The sequence below is a fragment of the Neotabrizicola sp. VNH66 genome (assembly GCF_049445895.1).
In the GTDB taxonomy this organism is placed as follows: domain Bacteria; phylum Pseudomonadota; class Alphaproteobacteria; order Rhodobacterales; family Rhodobacteraceae; genus Pseudogemmobacter.
The window spans coordinates 24,802-38,537 of the sequence record NZ_JBMSDW010000013.1; the positions used below are offsets into that span (position 1 = coordinate 24,802).

Sequence of the window (13,736 nt, forward strand, 5' to 3'; positions counted from 1 at the left end):
CGGGCAGCCTCATTTTCTGTCTGAAAATATCCCGGGGGAGGCTCTGCCGCAGGCAGAGACGGGGGCAGCGCCCCCTCTAGCCCGCCTTGCGCCAGGCACCGCGCTTCTGGCTGCGCGGGTCCTTGTCGAACAGGCTTGCCAGCTGTTCGGTCATCGCGCCGGCCAGCTGCTCCACATCGGTGATCGTCACGGCGCGCTGGTAGTAGCGGGTCACGTCATGGCCGATGCCGATGGCGATCAGCTCCACCGCGCGGCGCTTTTCGACCAGGGCGATCACATCGCGCAGGTGTTTCTCAAGGAAACTGGCCGGGTTCACCGACAGGGTCGAATCGTCGACCGGCGCGCCGTCGGAAATCACCATCAGGATCTTGCGCGCCTCGGGCCGGGCCAGCATCCGGCGGTGTGCCCATTCCAGCGCCTCGCCGTCGATGTTTTCCTTCAGCAGGCCCTCTTTCATCATCAGCCCCAGATTGGGCCGCACCCGGCGCCACGGCGCATCTGCGGATTTATAGATGATGTGGCGCAGGTCGTTCAGGCGGCCGGGCTGCTGCGGGCGGCCCTGCGCCAGCCAGCGTTCGCGGCTTTGCCCGCCCTTCCACGCGCGGGTGGTAAAACCCAGAATCTCCACCTTCACATTGCAGCGTTCCAGCGTGCGCGCCAGCACATCGGCGCAGATCGCTGCGATGGAGATCGGCCGCCCCCGCATGGATCCGGAATTGTCCAGAAGCAGCGTCACGCAGGTGTCGCGGAATTCGGTGTCCTTTTCCCATTTGAAGGACAGGGGCGTCGTCGGGTTGGCCACCACGCGGGCCAGACGGCCCGCATCCAGCACGCCTTCTTCCAGATCGAACAGCCAACTGCGGTTCTGCTGCGCCTGCAACCGCCGTTGCAGCTTGTTCGCCAGACGGCCCACGGCACCTTTCAGCGGCTCCAGCTGCTGGTCCAGATAGGCGCGCAGCCGCTCCAGCTCGGCCGGTTCGGCCAGATCCTCGGCCTTGATCTCTTCGTCGAAATCGGTGGTGTAGACGGTGTAATTCGGATCCGCCTCGGAATAGGGCGCGGGGGGCGGCGGCTCCAGCGGGGCCTCGCCCTCGGGCATCTCCGTCTCGTCGCCCATCTCGACTTCGGCGCTGTCCTCCATCTGGACCTGCGCCTCGGACTGATCCTGCTGCTCGTCCTGGCTCCGCTCGGGGCTGGCCTCGGCCTCTTCGCCCTCCTGATCCTCACCCGCGCTTTCGGGGTTGTCCTGATCCTCTTCGGCGTCCTCGCCCATATCCTCGGAATCGGGCTGGTCAGGGTCGTCGCCCAGCTGATCGGCATAGCCGAGGTCCGAGATCACCCGGCGGGCGAGCTTGGCAAAAGCGGCCTGATCGGCCAGCACATCGTCCAGCGTCTCCAGCGTGCCGCCGGCCTGTTCCTCCATGAAGCCGCGCCACAGGTCCAGCACGTTCTGCGCCGATTTCGGGAGGTCGCGCCCGGTGGCCAGCGACCGCACGAGATAGCCCGCCGCGACCGGCAAGGGCGCATCGGCATTGTTGGTGATCTGGCCATAGCCCTTGCGGTCGGCGTCCTGAGCGATCTTCGCGTCGATGTTGGTCGCGGTGCCCGGCATCACCCGCGCACCCATCGCCTCGCACCGGGCGGTTTCCATCGCATCATAGATGTCGCGGGCCAGCTGCCCCGTGGGCGCATAACGGGCCGAGACGCCATCGTCATGGAACTTGCGCCGCAGGGCAAAGGCATCGGCGGTGCCGCGCGCCAGCAAGACTTCATCCCGGGTCAGCCGCCGGCTGACCTGCGGCAGGCGCACGCCTTCCTTGTTCATCCCCGGCGGATCGACCGAATAGGTGACGGTCATCTCCGGGTCATCGGCCATGACCTTGGTGGCCTCGGCCAGGGCCTTCTTGAACGGATCGGCGGGGTTGTCGGCGGGCTTTGACATGAGCAGACTTTCGCACCGCGCGCAGGCGGGTTCAAGGGAGGATAAGGCCCCTGTCGGCAGCCGGCGCACAGAGAGCAAAGCCCAAGTTCGGTGCGGCGCTGCACAGAGCAAAGGCAACCTTGCGGAATTGAGTGCGTTGGTAGGAAGAGCGATGTTTATCGCATCGCATGACCGGCCTCAGCGCCGCCCGAACAGAGGAAGTGAAAGAAATGTCCAAACCGAAAATCGCCATCATCACCGGCTCGACCCGTCCGACCCGCTTTGCCGACATCCCGACGAAGTGGATCGAAGCCAAGGCCAAGGAACATGGCGAGCTTGACGTGGAAGTCGTCGACCTGCGCGACTATCCGCTGCCCTTCTTCGACGAAGTCGCCTCGAACGCCTGGGTGCCCAGCGTGAATGAAGTGGCCAAGAAGTGGCAGGCCAAGCTGGCGGAATTCGACGGCTATATTTTCGTGGTCGCGGAATACAACCGCTCGATCACCGGCGTGCTGAAGAATGCGCTGGATCAGGCCTATGTCGAATGGGGCCACAAGGTTGCGGGCATCGTGGCCTATGGTTCGGTGGGTGGTGCCCGCGCGGCGGAACACCTGCGCAACATCGCGGTGGAACTGCAGATGGTTCCCACCCGGTCGGCCGTGCATATCGGCGGCGGCGATTTCTTCAAGGTGCATCCGGGCTTTGGCGGTTCGGGCAATCTGGCCGACATCGAAGGCTCGATCGGGCCCTCGGCCAAGGCGCTTCTGGATGACGTGACCTGGTGGGCCAAGGCGACCAAGGCCGCCCGCGGCTGAACCGCCACGGCAGAGTGACGAAGGGCGGTCCTTGGGACCGCCCTTTCGCGTTCAGCCCGCCACTTCGGCCAAAGCCACGCAATCCCCTGCCAGATCGGCCAGAACGGCCACATGCACATCCAATGCGTCGATCACAGGATAGCCCGGGTCGTGTCCGTCGAAGGCAAGGTTCAGGTCCGTCCCGGCCAGCACGATCGCCTCGGCGCCATGATCGCGGACCATTTCGGCACCTGCCGCAAAGAACGCCGCGCGCGCATCCGCATCGCAGACGCCGGCCACGGCCACATCCTGATAGATCTGTCCCAACCGCTCGATCTCGTCATCCAGGGCGACAGCGCGGGTTTTCCGCAGCTGCCCGTAAAGCCGGGTCCGCATCACCACCCGGGTGCCCAGCAGGCCTACGGTGCCGATTCCCTTTGCGGCAAAGGCCTCATCCAGCGGGCGCACCGCCGAGACGAGCGGCAGGGCAGAGCGGGCCACCGTTTCATCAAAGCAGAAATGCCCGCCCAGCGAGGTGATGGCCGCACAATCGCAGCCCGCCCGGGCCAGCCGCTCGATCAGGGCGGCATAGACTTTGGCCTGTTCCTCTCGCCGGTCGGCAAGGTTGTTCCGGATCAGCTCATGTATGTCGGCCTGAACGATTGTCAGCTCCAACCGCTCTTTCCGGGCGGCCATGGCGGCGCAGAGCCGCTGGTAATAGACCACCGTCGCCGCCGCTCCGATGCCGCCGATCAATCCGATATGCATGAAAACCTCTCTTTGAAACGAAATGGGCTGAAATGAAAAAGGGGCACGCTGCGGCGCACCCCCTCCGGTCCTTAGGCACCCGCAGGGGCCGCTTACTTCATCGCCTTGCTGACCGCCGATTCCGGCAGTTCTTCGTTGAAGCAGCGCTGGTAGAATTCGGCGACGGTCTGGCGCTCCAGCTCGTCGCATTTGTTCAGGAAGGACAGCCGGAAGGCATAGCCCACATTGCGGAAGATCCGCGCATTCTCGGCCCAGTTCAGCACGGTGCGCGGCGACATCACGGTCGACAGATCGCCGTTCATGAAGGCGGTCCGGGTCAGATCGGCCACGGTGACCATCTGGTTGATGATCTTGCGGCCGTCCGCCGTGTTGTAATGGGGGTTCTTCGCCAGAACGATGGCGGCCTCGGCATCATGGGACAGATAGTTCAGCGTGGCCACCAGCGACCAGCGGTCCATCTGCGCCTGGTTGATCTGCTGCACACCGTGGTAAAGCCCGGTCGTGTCACCCAGGCCCACGGTGTTCGCGGTGGCGAACAGGCGGAAGGACGGGTGGGGGGTGATGATCTCGTTCTGGTCGAGAAGCGTCAGCTTGCCGTCATGCTCCAGCACGCGCTGGATCACGAACATCACATCCGCGCGGCCCGCGTCATATTCGTCGAAGACGATGGCAACGGGGTTCCTCAGCGCCCAGGGCAGGATGCCCTCGTGGAACTTGGTGACCTGCTTGCCGTCTTCCAGCTTGATCGCATCCTTGCCGATCAGGTCGATCCGGCTGATGTGGCTGTCGAGGTTCACCCGCACGCAGGGCCAGTTCAGCCGCGCCGCCACCTGTTCGATATGGGTGGATTTTCCGGTGCCATGATAGCCTTGGATCATCACGCGGCGGTTGTATGCAAAGCCCGCAAGGATCGCCAGGGTGGTGTCAGGGTCGAACTTGTAGGTCGGGTCGATGTCCGGCACCCGGTCTGTCCGCTCTTCGAACGCCTTGACCTTCATCTCGGTGTCGATGCCGAAGACCTCGCGGACAGAGATTTCCTCGGTGGGTTTCACGGCAGAGTCGAGCATGTGCGGTATCCGGGCTTGCAAGATGACCCATGGTTCATGGAACATTCCGCGGAGGGGTGCAAGGGGAGGCAGGGAAAACCGCCCCGATCTGCTCAACCCTGCGGGGGCGCGATGTTCAACCCATAGGCCGCGCGGGCCTCGGCAATCCGTTCCTCGACGGTCCTGTCGGGGAAAAGGGAATAGCTGGGAGCAAGGATCGGTGCCAGCCTGACCACATCGACCACGATGGCATGGCGCAGCGGATAGAGGCTGCCGGTCATGGCGAGCAGCGGGGAAGCCGTTTCCGCGAATGCGGGATCCTCCGGCGCGATGAGCGTGGTCGTGCCATAAAGCTTGAAGCCGCGTTGACGCAGGATGTCGAGCAGGCTGACACAGACCCGGGGATCGCGCCGGATATTCGCGACCGAATGGCCCGAGGCGATATCGGCGATCACGATCTGCCCGGGCCTTGGCAGCGCCCAGATTTCCTTGGGCGAGGTGCTGGCCCCCCATTCGGCATCTGCCGTCGCCAGCCAGCACAGCACCACATCGGGGCGCAGGGTCAGCAGATCATCCCACGCCCGCAGCATTGGACCTAATCCCTGAAATACCGGCTGTCCTTGATCTGGTCCCAGGCCCAGACCACCTCTTGCAGCATCTGTTCCTGGCTGCGGTCGCCGCCGTTCATGTCGGGGTGCAGCACCTTGATCAGCGCCTTGTATTGCTTGCGGATCTCGGGCTTGGTCATCGTGTCGCGGGCGTCCAGGATTTCCAGCGCCTTGCGTTCGGTCGGCGGCAGCTTGCGGGTCGCGCCGCCTGCGGGCGCCGGGCCGCGGTTCAGCGTGGCCTTTTCGCCCAGAATCTCCATCGGGTCGTTCACGCCCATCCGGGCCCAGGCGTTGCCGTCATCCTTGCGGGAAAACGGCTTCGTCTCCCGCTCCCACAGCCGGTCCTTGTCGAGGATCTTCTTGAATTCCTCATCCGAGGTGCCGTCGAAGAAGTTCCACTTCAGATTGTATTCCCGGATGTGGTCCTTGCAGAACCAGAACCAGTCATCCAGCTGGTCGCGCGACTTCGGTGCGCGGAACTGGCCGGGCAGGGTGCAGCCAGGGTAATCGCAGCCGCGGCCCGTGGTCTCGGGCGCGGCGGGGCCACGGCGGCCGGCGGTTTTGCGTTTCTTATCCGAGCTAACGCGGATGTCGAAATCGAACGGGTTCTTGCTGACCATGTAGAAGGGGGCCTTTCCGCTGGCTTTCCGACTCGGGCGGCCCAGTTTAGGGATTCTGGCGGCAAGGTGAAGGGGCGGGCGGTGAAAATGCCCGTGATAGAGGCGCGTGCCGCCCGGCTTTTGCACCACAGGAGGGGCGCGAGGCGTCATGAATTTGCCATCCGCCTTTGCTGCAAGACAATGCTGCCGGTCGGCATCGGGTCAGGTGAGGGTGATCTTTGAACACGTCTCCGGCGTTGTTGTCCGTCTGTACGGTGCTTCTGTGGACAGGTGTCGCTTCTGCCGATCAGCCGCAGGGGGCCGAGGGTCCGCCTGCGCTCGCGCCGCTGACGGTCTTCCACGACTGCGCGGACTGCCCCGAGATGATCGTCATTCCGCCCGGCCGCTTCATGATGGGCGCGATCGCGGGGGAATCCCGCAATCCGTTCGACATTTATGGCCCGGTTGATGCCAAGGATTTCAAACCTCGCACCCGTGAGCCGGGTGAGATCAACATCATCCCAAGCGAGCATCCGCGGCACCCGGTGGAGATGGACATTTCCTTTGCGATGGCCCGGAACGAGGTGACCCATGCCGATTGGATGGTCTGCGTGGCTGAGGGCGGATGCAACCATGTGCCCAATCATCGCGTCATGACTCCCAATGGCTACCGTGAGCTTGGGCCGCACCATCCGGTGGTCAATGTCTCTTGCAACGATGCACTGGGCTTTGTGGACTGGCTGAATCGCCGTGTCGGCGAAAACGTCTATCGCCTGCCAACCGAGGCGGAATGGGAGTATGCGGCCCGGGCCGGGACAGAGACGCCCTTTGCACAGGGCGACGTGCTGACGAAGGATCAGGCGAATTGCTCGCGCAGGGCGACAGAGAATGTTCTCAGCCGTGCGCGGGGGTGAATTTACCGGAGCTTGCGGACAGATATGCCCCGGTTCCTGTCGATGACCTGGACGCGGCCAATGGCTGGGGCCTGCGCCACATGTCGGGGAACGTGTCCGAACTGACCCTGTCCTGCTGATCTGACGAACATCTAGGGCTTTCCCATGAAAGCGCGTATCTGTCGGATGCGCTCTCGCGTCCGTCCTGCCGCCGGGTCGCAAAGGGCGGGCATTCCATACAGCCATGGATGGCCTCCGTCTCGCATCGCGCTACCGCCCGACAGAGGATTTGCGGCGTGCCTTTCTGGGATTTCGCGTGATCCGGGAATTGGATACGACGGCTGCAGAATAAGGGAAGGCGGCGCAGATGCCCGTGAAAGACGAAATCGAGGCCCGGCTGACCGCCGCTTTTACGCCCGAGCTGCTGGAGGTGGTAAACGAAAGCAACCGTCACGCGGGCCATGCGGGCGATGACGGCACCGGGGAAAGCCACTTTGCCATCCGCCTGCGCTCCGCCGCTCTGGCGCCCCTGTCGCGGCTGGAGCGGCACCGGGCGGTGAACCGGGCCTTGGGGGATATCACCCGGCGGGTTCACGCGCTTGCGCTGGATCTGGGCTAGGGGCCGGGGGAACCGGGGCGGGCGGGGGCGGTTGGTTCTGCGTGACCCAACCGAAAGGATAAGGACATGCTTCCTCCGCTTCGCACCCTTCTGGTGTCGCTCTGGGTGGCCTGCCTTGCCGGAGCCGTCGTGATAGCCGGCCTCGTGCTGGGGCAATACAGCTGGACGACCTTCTTCCTGGCCGGGATCATCGGCCTTCTTGTGGGCATCCCCGCCGGGCTGGCCAACTGGGCGTGGCTGCGGCCCGACAAGGCGCAGCGCACCGGCGTTCTGGGACAGGAGCCGCCGCGGGCGGCGCCTATGGCCCGCGCCCGCTGATCTCGCCTTCAGAGGGCGGCGGCCCTGCGCTTTTGCAGGGCCGCATACCGTTTGAGAACGTCAGCCTGCCGCCTTCAGCTTCAGGCGATAGGCATGCAGCAAGGGTTCGGTATAGCCCGAGGGCTGTTCGCGCCCCTTCAGCACCAGATCGCGCGCGGCGGCAAAGGCATAGCCGTCGAACCCCGGCGCCATCGGGTGATAAAGCGGATCGCCCGCGTTCTGGCGGTCCACCACCGCGGCCATCTTCTTCAGCGCGGCCATCACCTGATCTTCGGAAATCACCCCATGGTGCAGCCAGTTGGCCAAAGCTTGCGAGGAAATCCGGCAGGTGGCGCGGTCTTCCATCAGGCCGACATCGTGAATGTCCGGCACTTTGGAACAGCCGATGCCCTGATCCACCCAGCGGACCACATAGCCCAGAATGCCCTGTGCATGGTTTTCCACCTCGGCCTGAACCTCGTCGGGCGACCAGTTGGCACCTTCGGCCAGGGGCAGGGTGATCAGATCGCGCAACGTGCCGCGGGCGCCGCCTGCCTTGATCTCTTCCTGCCGGGCCAGCACGTCCACCCGGTGGTAATGCGTTGCATGCAACGTTGCCGCCGTGGGTGAGGGGACCCAGGCGCAATTCGCGCCGGCCTTGGGATGGGCGATCTTCTGCTCCAGCATGGCGGCCATCAGATCGGGCGCGGCCCACATGCCCTTGCCGATCTGGGCGCGTCCCTGCAAGCCGCAGGCAAGACCGATATCGACGTTGCGGTCCTCATAAGCGGCGATCCAGGCGGCGTTTTTCATCTCGCCCTTGCGGACCATCGGCCCGGCTTCCATCGAGGTGTGGATCTCATCCCCCGTGCGGTCAAGAAAGCCCGTGTTGATGAAGGCCACCCGCGATTTCGCCGCGCGGATGCATTCCTTGAGGTTCACCGAGGTGCGGCGCTCCTCATCCATGATGCCCAGCTTCACGGTGTTGGCGGGCAGGCCCAGCGTGGCTTCAACCGCGTCGAAAATCTCACCCGCGAAGGCCACCTCTTCTGGCCCGTGCATCTTGGGTTTCACCACATAGACCGAGCCTGTGGCCGAATTCCGCGCGCCACCGGTCTTTTGCAGGTCATGCATCGCGCAGAGCGTGGTGACGAAGGCGTCCATGATTCCCTCGGGCACCTCACGCCCTTCGGCATCAAGAATGGCGGGGTTGGTCATCAGATGGCCCACGTTGCGCACCAGCATCAGCGCGCGGCCCTTCACCGTCACCTCGCCCTTCGGGCCGGTGAAGGTCAGGTCGGGGTTCAGGCGGCGGGTAAAGGTGGTGCCGCCCTTGGCGACATCCTCGCTCAGCGTGCCCTGCATCAGGCCCAGCCAGTTGCCATAGGCCAGCACCTTGTCGGGGGCATCGACGGCCGCCACCGAATCCTCGCAATCCATGATGGCGGACATGGCGGATTCCAGCCGCACATCGGCGATCCTGGCCTCGTCCAATGCGCCGATCTGTGACGCCCGGTCGATCACGATTTCGATATGAAGCCCGTTGTTGCACAGAAGTACCGCCTGTGGTGCGCCGGGTTCACCCCGCCATCCGATCAGCTTTTCCGGCTGCGCCAGCCCCGAAGGCCCTGCGGCAAGCCGCACCGAAAGCTGCCCGTCGCGCACCGTGACCGACAGTGCATCGCGCCACGATGCGCCCACCAGCGGCACCGCGCTGTCCAGAAAGCCGCGCGCCCAGTCGATGACCTTGGCGCCGCGCGCCGGGTCATAGCCCTTGCCCGAGGGCGCGCTGCCAAGCGCATCGGTGCCATAGAGCGCATCATAAAGGCTGCCCCAGCGGGCATTGGCGGCGTTCAGCGCATAGCGGGCGTTCATCACCGGCACCACCAGCTGCGGGCCGGGAACATTGGCGATTTCGGGGTCCACATTAGCGGTGTCGATGCGGAAATCCGGCCCTTCCGGCACGATATAGCCGATCTCGCGCAGGAAAGCCTCATAGGCTTCGGCATCGAAGGGCTGGCCACCGCGGGCCCTATGCCAGTCGTCGATCTGGGTCTGGATCTCGTCCCGGCGGGCCAGAAGCGCCCGGTTCTTCGGGCCAAGGGTATCTGCCGCGGCCGCCAGCCCCGCCCAGAACGTCTCGGCCGGGACGCCGGTGCCGGGCAGGGCCTGCGTCTCGACAAAGACGGCAAGTTCCGCGGCAACGGACAGCCCTGCCTTTTCAATGCGGTCGGTCATGGGATCACTCCGGCTTTCTGCTCTCTGGTCGGGGGCAGGATAGGGGCGGCAGCGGGCGGCAATCAACCCGCGGCGGGCGGGAAACTGGCTTTGGGCGTTCGGGGGCGGAAAACTTAGCCGGTTGGCAAAGTTCCATATTGCCGCCCAAGCCGCCCGCATGATAGATAGCCATATGGCTAAGCATGATCCCGATCTTTCGCTGGTCTTCGCGGCTTTGGCCGATCCGACGCGGCGCGGCATGGTGCAGCGTCTGTCGGCAGGGCCTGCGCCGGTCAGCGAACTGGCCCGTCCCACCGGGTTGCGCCTGCCCACGGTGATGCGCCACCTTTCCGTGCTGGAAGAGGCCGGGCTGATCGAGAGCGAAAAGACCGGGCGCACCCGGATCTGCCGGGCGGTCCCGCGCGTCATGACCATAGCCGAGGCCTGGCTGGCCGAGCGCCGCACCGAGTGGGAGGCGCGGCTGGACCGGCTGGAGGCTTTTCTGGAAACCATGGAGGACGGCGATGCAACTGAACCCTGATACCGATCTGGAGCTGATCCGCCATCCGAAGGCGCCGCCCGCCAAGGTCTGGCGCTGCTGGACGGAACCGGCGCTGCTGGAGCAATGGTTCGCGCCGAAGCCGGTGGTGACGCGCGATGTCAGCATCGACCTGCGCCGCGGCGGCAGTTTCATCTATACGATGGACGTTCCCGACCACGGCAGCATGTCGGGCCATGGCTGCATTCTGGATCTGGAACATGAACGCCGCCTTGTGACCACGGATCTGTTGCAGGGCGACTGGCGCCCGGCGGGGGAAAGCTTCGGCTTCACCTCTTATGTCTTCATGGAGCCGGAGGGGACGGGTACGCTTTACCGGGCGGTGGCGCTGCATCCCAATGCCGAAAAGCGCGTGGCACATGAACAGATGGGGTTCCATGACGGTTGGGGCACCGCCGCGGCCCAGCTTGACGCGCTGGCGCTCACGCTGTGACGGCCGCATTGGAGGTCAGCCGGCTGTTTGCGGCGCCGCCCGCCAAGGTCTGGCGTTGCCTGACCGAGCCTGATCTTGTCTGCCGCTGGTGGACGCCCGCGCCGGTGACAACGACGCGGGCCGAGATCGGCCTGCACCCGGGCGGGGCCTTCCGCATGGTCTTTGTCATCCCCGACCAGCCGCCGCAGGTGATGGATTTCTGCATCCTTGATGTTGATCCGGGGCGGCAGATCATCTGGACCGATCTGATGTCCGAAGGATTCCGCCCGGTGGCTGCGATCTTTGGCTTCACCGCCTTCACCAGCATTGCGGCCGAGGGCGAGGGGACACGCTACCGCGCCCGCGCAATCCACCGCACGGCCGAAGGCGCGGCCCGGCATCAGGAAATGGGGTTCCAGGACGGATGGGGCACCGTGGCCGACCAGCTTGGTACGCTGGCCGCCACGCTTTAGCACAAAGGGCCGAAAGCCGCGGGCCGAGGACAGGCCCGCGGTCTGCGACTGCGACGCGCGGAGGGGGCGGCTACAGGCCCAGCTTCTTGGCCACCAGATCGTTGACGGCCGCCGGATTGGCCTTGCCGCCGGTGGCCTTCATCACTTGGCCCACGAACCAGCCCGCCAGTTTCGGATTGGCCTTGGCCTTTTCCACCTGCGCGGGGTTGTCCGCGATGATCTGATCCACCGCCGCCTCGATCGCGCCTGTGTCGGTCACCTGCTTCATGCCGCGGGATTCGACGATTTCGGCCGGGTCGCCGCCTTCGGTCCAGAGGATTTCGAACAGGTCCTTGGCGATCTTGCCCGAGATGGTCTGGGCCGAGATCAGATCCACGATTCCGCCCAGCTGCGCGGCGGAAACCGGGCTGTCGGCAATCTCAGTGCCTTCCTTTTTCAGCCGGCCGAAGAGTTCATTGATCACCCAGTTCGCGGCCAGCTTGCCGTCGCGGCCCTTGGCCACGGCGTCGAAATAGCTGGCATTCTCCAGTTCCGCCGTCAGGACCGAGGCATCGTAGTCCGACAACCCGTAATCACCCATGAACCGGGCCTTCTTGGCATCGGGCAGTTCCGGCATTCCGGCGGCGATGTCATCGACCCAGGCCTGCTCAATCTCCAGCGGCAGAAGGTCGGGATCGGGGAAGTAGCGGTAATCATGCGCCTCTTCCTTGGACCGCATGGAGCGCGTCTCGTTCTTGTCGGGATCGTAGAGGCGGGTTTCCTGCACCACCGAACCGCCGTCTTCGACAATGGCGATCTGGCGGCGCGCCTCATAGTCGATGGCGGCCTGAATGAACCGCATCGAGTTCATGTTCTTGATCTCGCAACGGGTGCCGAGGTGGCTGAAATCGCCGGTCTCGATGAATTTCTCATATTGGCCGGGGCGGCAGATCGACACGTTCACATCGGCGCGCAGGTTGCCGTTCTGCATATTGCCGTCGCAGGTGCCCAGATAGCGCAGGATCTGGCGCAGCTTCACCACATAGGCGGCGGCCTCTTCCGGGCCGCGGATGTCGGGGCGGCTGACAATCTCCATCAGCGCCACGCCGGTGCGGTTGAAATCCACGAAGCTGAGGTTCGGGTCAATGTCATGGATCGACTTGCCCGCATCCTGTTCCAGATGGATGCGTTCGATCCGCACCCGGCGCGCGACGCCGGGCGACAGTTCCACGATCACCTCGCCCTCACCCACGATCGGGTGATACAGCTGGCTGATCTGATAGCCCTGCGGCAGGTCCGGGTAGAAATAGTTCTTGCGGTCGAAGGCCGAGCGGAGGTTGATCCCCGCCTTCAGGCCAAGCCCGGTGCGGACCGCCTGTTCCACGCAGAATTCGTTGATGACGGGCAGCATGCCGGGCATCGCGCAATCCACGAAGGAGACATTGGTGTTCGGCTCTGCCCCCACGGCGGTGGAGGCGCCCGAGAACAGTTTCGCGTTGGACGAAACCTGCGCGTGGATCTCCATCCCGATGACCAGTTCCCAGTCATGCTTGGCCCCGGCAATGGTTTTGGGGACGGGTGGCGTGAAGGTCAGGTCAAGCATGGCGGGCCTGTATAAAGAGAGGTCTGGTTTCGTTTAGGCCGCCCGCGGCCACGGGGCAAGGGGCCAATCCCGGTGCCGCAGGTCCGGGCGCTCCGCCGGGATGGCGTCTGCATTTTACAGCCTCCGGTCGGAAAACCGGTCTGAATCGGCGGAAAACCGGTGTTTTTCTGGTGTTGCAATGGGCGGATTCCCGCCCGCCGCGCCGTGCCGCAGTAGTCAGACCGGCGAATCTGCGTGTAGGGGCCGCTTTGCGCCCAAGCCTCTGGCCACTGGCAGAGCGGGTGCGGGAAACAACGCTGGAACTTTGGCATGACCATTCACACCGCCCTTCGCCCCGCCGCTGCGGCGCTTGTGGCCGCTTTGTCGCTTTCGGCCTGCGTGGCCTCGGAAGGGGGGAAGACGGATATGGAAAGCCTGCTGGCCGGTGCTCCGATGGGCTGGGCCGAACGTGCGGAAGGGGCCGAATGGACGGTCGAGGCGATGGAGGCGGTGGCCGCCAAGGATGATGTCCTGGCCGATGTTGTGCCGTCCGACATTGCCACCTGGTGCCCCGGCTATGCCGATGCCTCCATCTCGGAACGCCGGGCCTTCTGGGTCGGGCTGATGAGCGCGGTCTCCTATCACGAAAGCCGTTTCACGCCGGAAGTGACTGGCGGCGGCGGGCGCTATATCGGGCTGATGCAGATCTCGCCCATCACGGCAAAGGGTCATGGCTGCGATGCCACCTCGGTCTCGGCGCTGAAGGACGGGGGCGAGAACCTGTCCTGCGCGGTGGAGATTTTCGCCGAAAAGGTGGCCGCCGACGGCATGGTCGCGGGCAATGGCAAGAAAGGCCTTGGCCGCGACTGGGGCCCGTTCCGCAAGTCGAAGGCGCGGGCGCAGATGGCGGAATGGACCTCGTCCCAGCCCTATTGCCAGAAGGCCTGATCTCTTCGTGGCATCGAATGA

General features: G+C 64.7%; 15 protein-coding genes. 8 read left to right on the top strand and 7 right to left on the bottom strand.

All coding sequences use genetic code 11. The features are described 5' to 3' along the window. Nucleotides 1-76 precede the first annotated feature (76 nt). Complete coding sequence (gene cobT / locus ACO2Q5_RS16870; protein ID WP_423293185.1) at nt 77-1,942, bottom strand: cobaltochelatase subunit CobT; 1,866 nt, start codon at nt 1,940-1,942, stop codon at nt 77-79. Between the two features lie 209 nt (nt 1,943-2,151). Between cobT and ACO2Q5_RS16875 the strand changes: the two genes are divergently transcribed. Next, complete coding sequence (locus ACO2Q5_RS16875; protein WP_423293187.1) at nt 2,152-2,736, top strand: NADPH-dependent FMN reductase; 585 nt, start codon at nt 2,152-2,154, stop codon at nt 2,734-2,736. Between the two features lie 51 nt (nt 2,737-2,787). Here the strand turns inward: ACO2Q5_RS16875 and ACO2Q5_RS16880 are convergent, their stop codons facing one another. The 4 genes from ACO2Q5_RS16880 to ACO2Q5_RS16895 form a co-directional block, all read right to left on the bottom strand. Then, on the bottom strand, nt 2,788-3,483 hold the full coding sequence (locus tag ACO2Q5_RS16880) for an aspartate/glutamate racemase family protein (RefSeq protein ID WP_423293189.1): 696 nt from the start codon (nt 3,481-3,483) through the stop codon (nt 2,788-2,790). Between the two features lie 92 nt (nt 3,484-3,575). After that, on the bottom strand, nt 3,576-4,550 hold the full coding sequence (gene cobS / locus ACO2Q5_RS16885; protein WP_423293191.1) for a cobaltochelatase subunit CobS: 975 nt from the start codon (nt 4,548-4,550) through the stop codon (nt 3,576-3,578). A 92-nt stretch (nt 4,551-4,642) separates the two neighbouring features. Beyond that, a complete protein-coding gene (locus ACO2Q5_RS16890) occupies nt 4,643-5,119 on the bottom strand; it encodes a pyridoxamine 5'-phosphate oxidase family protein (RefSeq protein WP_423293193.1) in 477 nt (158 codons plus the stop codon). Nucleotides 5,120-5,124: 5 nt separating this feature from the next. Then, entirely contained in the window at nt 5,125-5,757 is a 633-nt protein-coding gene (locus tag ACO2Q5_RS16895) for a J domain-containing protein (RefSeq protein WP_423293195.1), read from the bottom strand. 218 nt (nt 5,758-5,975) lie between these two features. Between ACO2Q5_RS16895 and ACO2Q5_RS16900 the strand changes: the two genes are divergently transcribed. From ACO2Q5_RS16900 to ACO2Q5_RS16910, 3 genes are all read left to right on the top strand, one after another. After that, a complete protein-coding gene (locus ACO2Q5_RS16900; protein WP_423293197.1) occupies nt 5,976-6,650 on the top strand; it encodes a formylglycine-generating enzyme family protein in 675 nt (224 codons plus the stop codon). A gap of 346 nt (nt 6,651-6,996) precedes the next feature. After that, the gene (locus tag ACO2Q5_RS16905) at nt 6,997-7,248 is read left to right on the top strand and encodes a BolA family protein (protein ID WP_423293199.1); all 252 of its coding nucleotides are present in this window, start codon (nt 6,997-6,999) and stop codon (nt 7,246-7,248) included. 66 nt (nt 7,249-7,314) lie between these two features. After that, nucleotides 7,315-7,566 carry a hypothetical protein gene (locus ACO2Q5_RS16910; RefSeq protein ID WP_423293201.1) on the top strand — a complete coding sequence of 84 codons (252 nt, stop codon included), beginning with the start codon at nt 7,315-7,317 and terminating at the stop codon, nt 7,564-7,566. Nucleotides 7,567-7,626: 60 nt separating this feature from the next. Here the strand turns inward: ACO2Q5_RS16910 and ACO2Q5_RS16915 are convergent, their stop codons facing one another. Beyond that, nucleotides 7,627-9,783: a malate synthase G gene (locus ACO2Q5_RS16915; protein ID WP_423293203.1), complete on the bottom strand. Its 2,157-nt coding sequence runs from the start codon at nt 9,781-9,783 to the stop codon at nt 7,627-7,629. Nucleotides 9,784-9,955: 172 nt separating this feature from the next. Between ACO2Q5_RS16915 and ACO2Q5_RS16920 the strand changes: the two genes are divergently transcribed. The 3 genes from ACO2Q5_RS16920 to ACO2Q5_RS16930 are packed head-to-tail and all read left to right on the top strand — an operon-like array spanning nt 9,956 to nt 11,206. Continuing rightward, entirely contained in the window at nt 9,956-10,303 is a 348-nt protein-coding gene (locus ACO2Q5_RS16920) for an ArsR/SmtB family transcription factor (RefSeq protein ID WP_423293205.1), read from the top strand. Continuing rightward, the gene (locus ACO2Q5_RS16925; protein WP_423293207.1) at nt 10,287-10,754 is read left to right on the top strand and encodes an SRPBCC domain-containing protein; all 468 of its coding nucleotides are present in this window, start codon (nt 10,287-10,289) and stop codon (nt 10,752-10,754) included. The genes ACO2Q5_RS16920 and ACO2Q5_RS16925 overlap by 17 nt, the downstream gene beginning before the upstream one ends. Further along, nucleotides 10,751-11,206, top strand: coding sequence for an SRPBCC domain-containing protein (locus tag ACO2Q5_RS16930; RefSeq protein ID WP_423293209.1), 456 nt, complete (start codon nt 10,751-10,753; stop codon nt 11,204-11,206). Before ACO2Q5_RS16925 ends, ACO2Q5_RS16930 begins: the two co-directional genes overlap by 4 nt. A gap of 70 nt (nt 11,207-11,276) precedes the next feature. Here ACO2Q5_RS16930 and gatB read toward each other — a convergent pair whose 3' ends face one another. Further along, nucleotides 11,277-12,788 carry an Asp-tRNA(Asn)/Glu-tRNA(Gln) amidotransferase subunit GatB gene (gatB, locus tag ACO2Q5_RS16935; protein ID WP_423293211.1) on the bottom strand — a complete coding sequence of 504 codons (1,512 nt, stop codon included), beginning with the start codon at nt 12,786-12,788 and terminating at the stop codon, nt 11,277-11,279. A 309-nt stretch (nt 12,789-13,097) separates the two neighbouring features. On the opposite strand from gatB, the gene ACO2Q5_RS16940 reads away from it, so the two are divergent. After that, nucleotides 13,098-13,715 carry a transglycosylase SLT domain-containing protein gene (locus ACO2Q5_RS16940; RefSeq protein WP_423293213.1) on the top strand — a complete coding sequence of 206 codons (618 nt, stop codon included), beginning with the start codon at nt 13,098-13,100 and terminating at the stop codon, nt 13,713-13,715. The last annotated feature ends 21 nt before the right edge of the window (nt 13,716-13,736 follow it).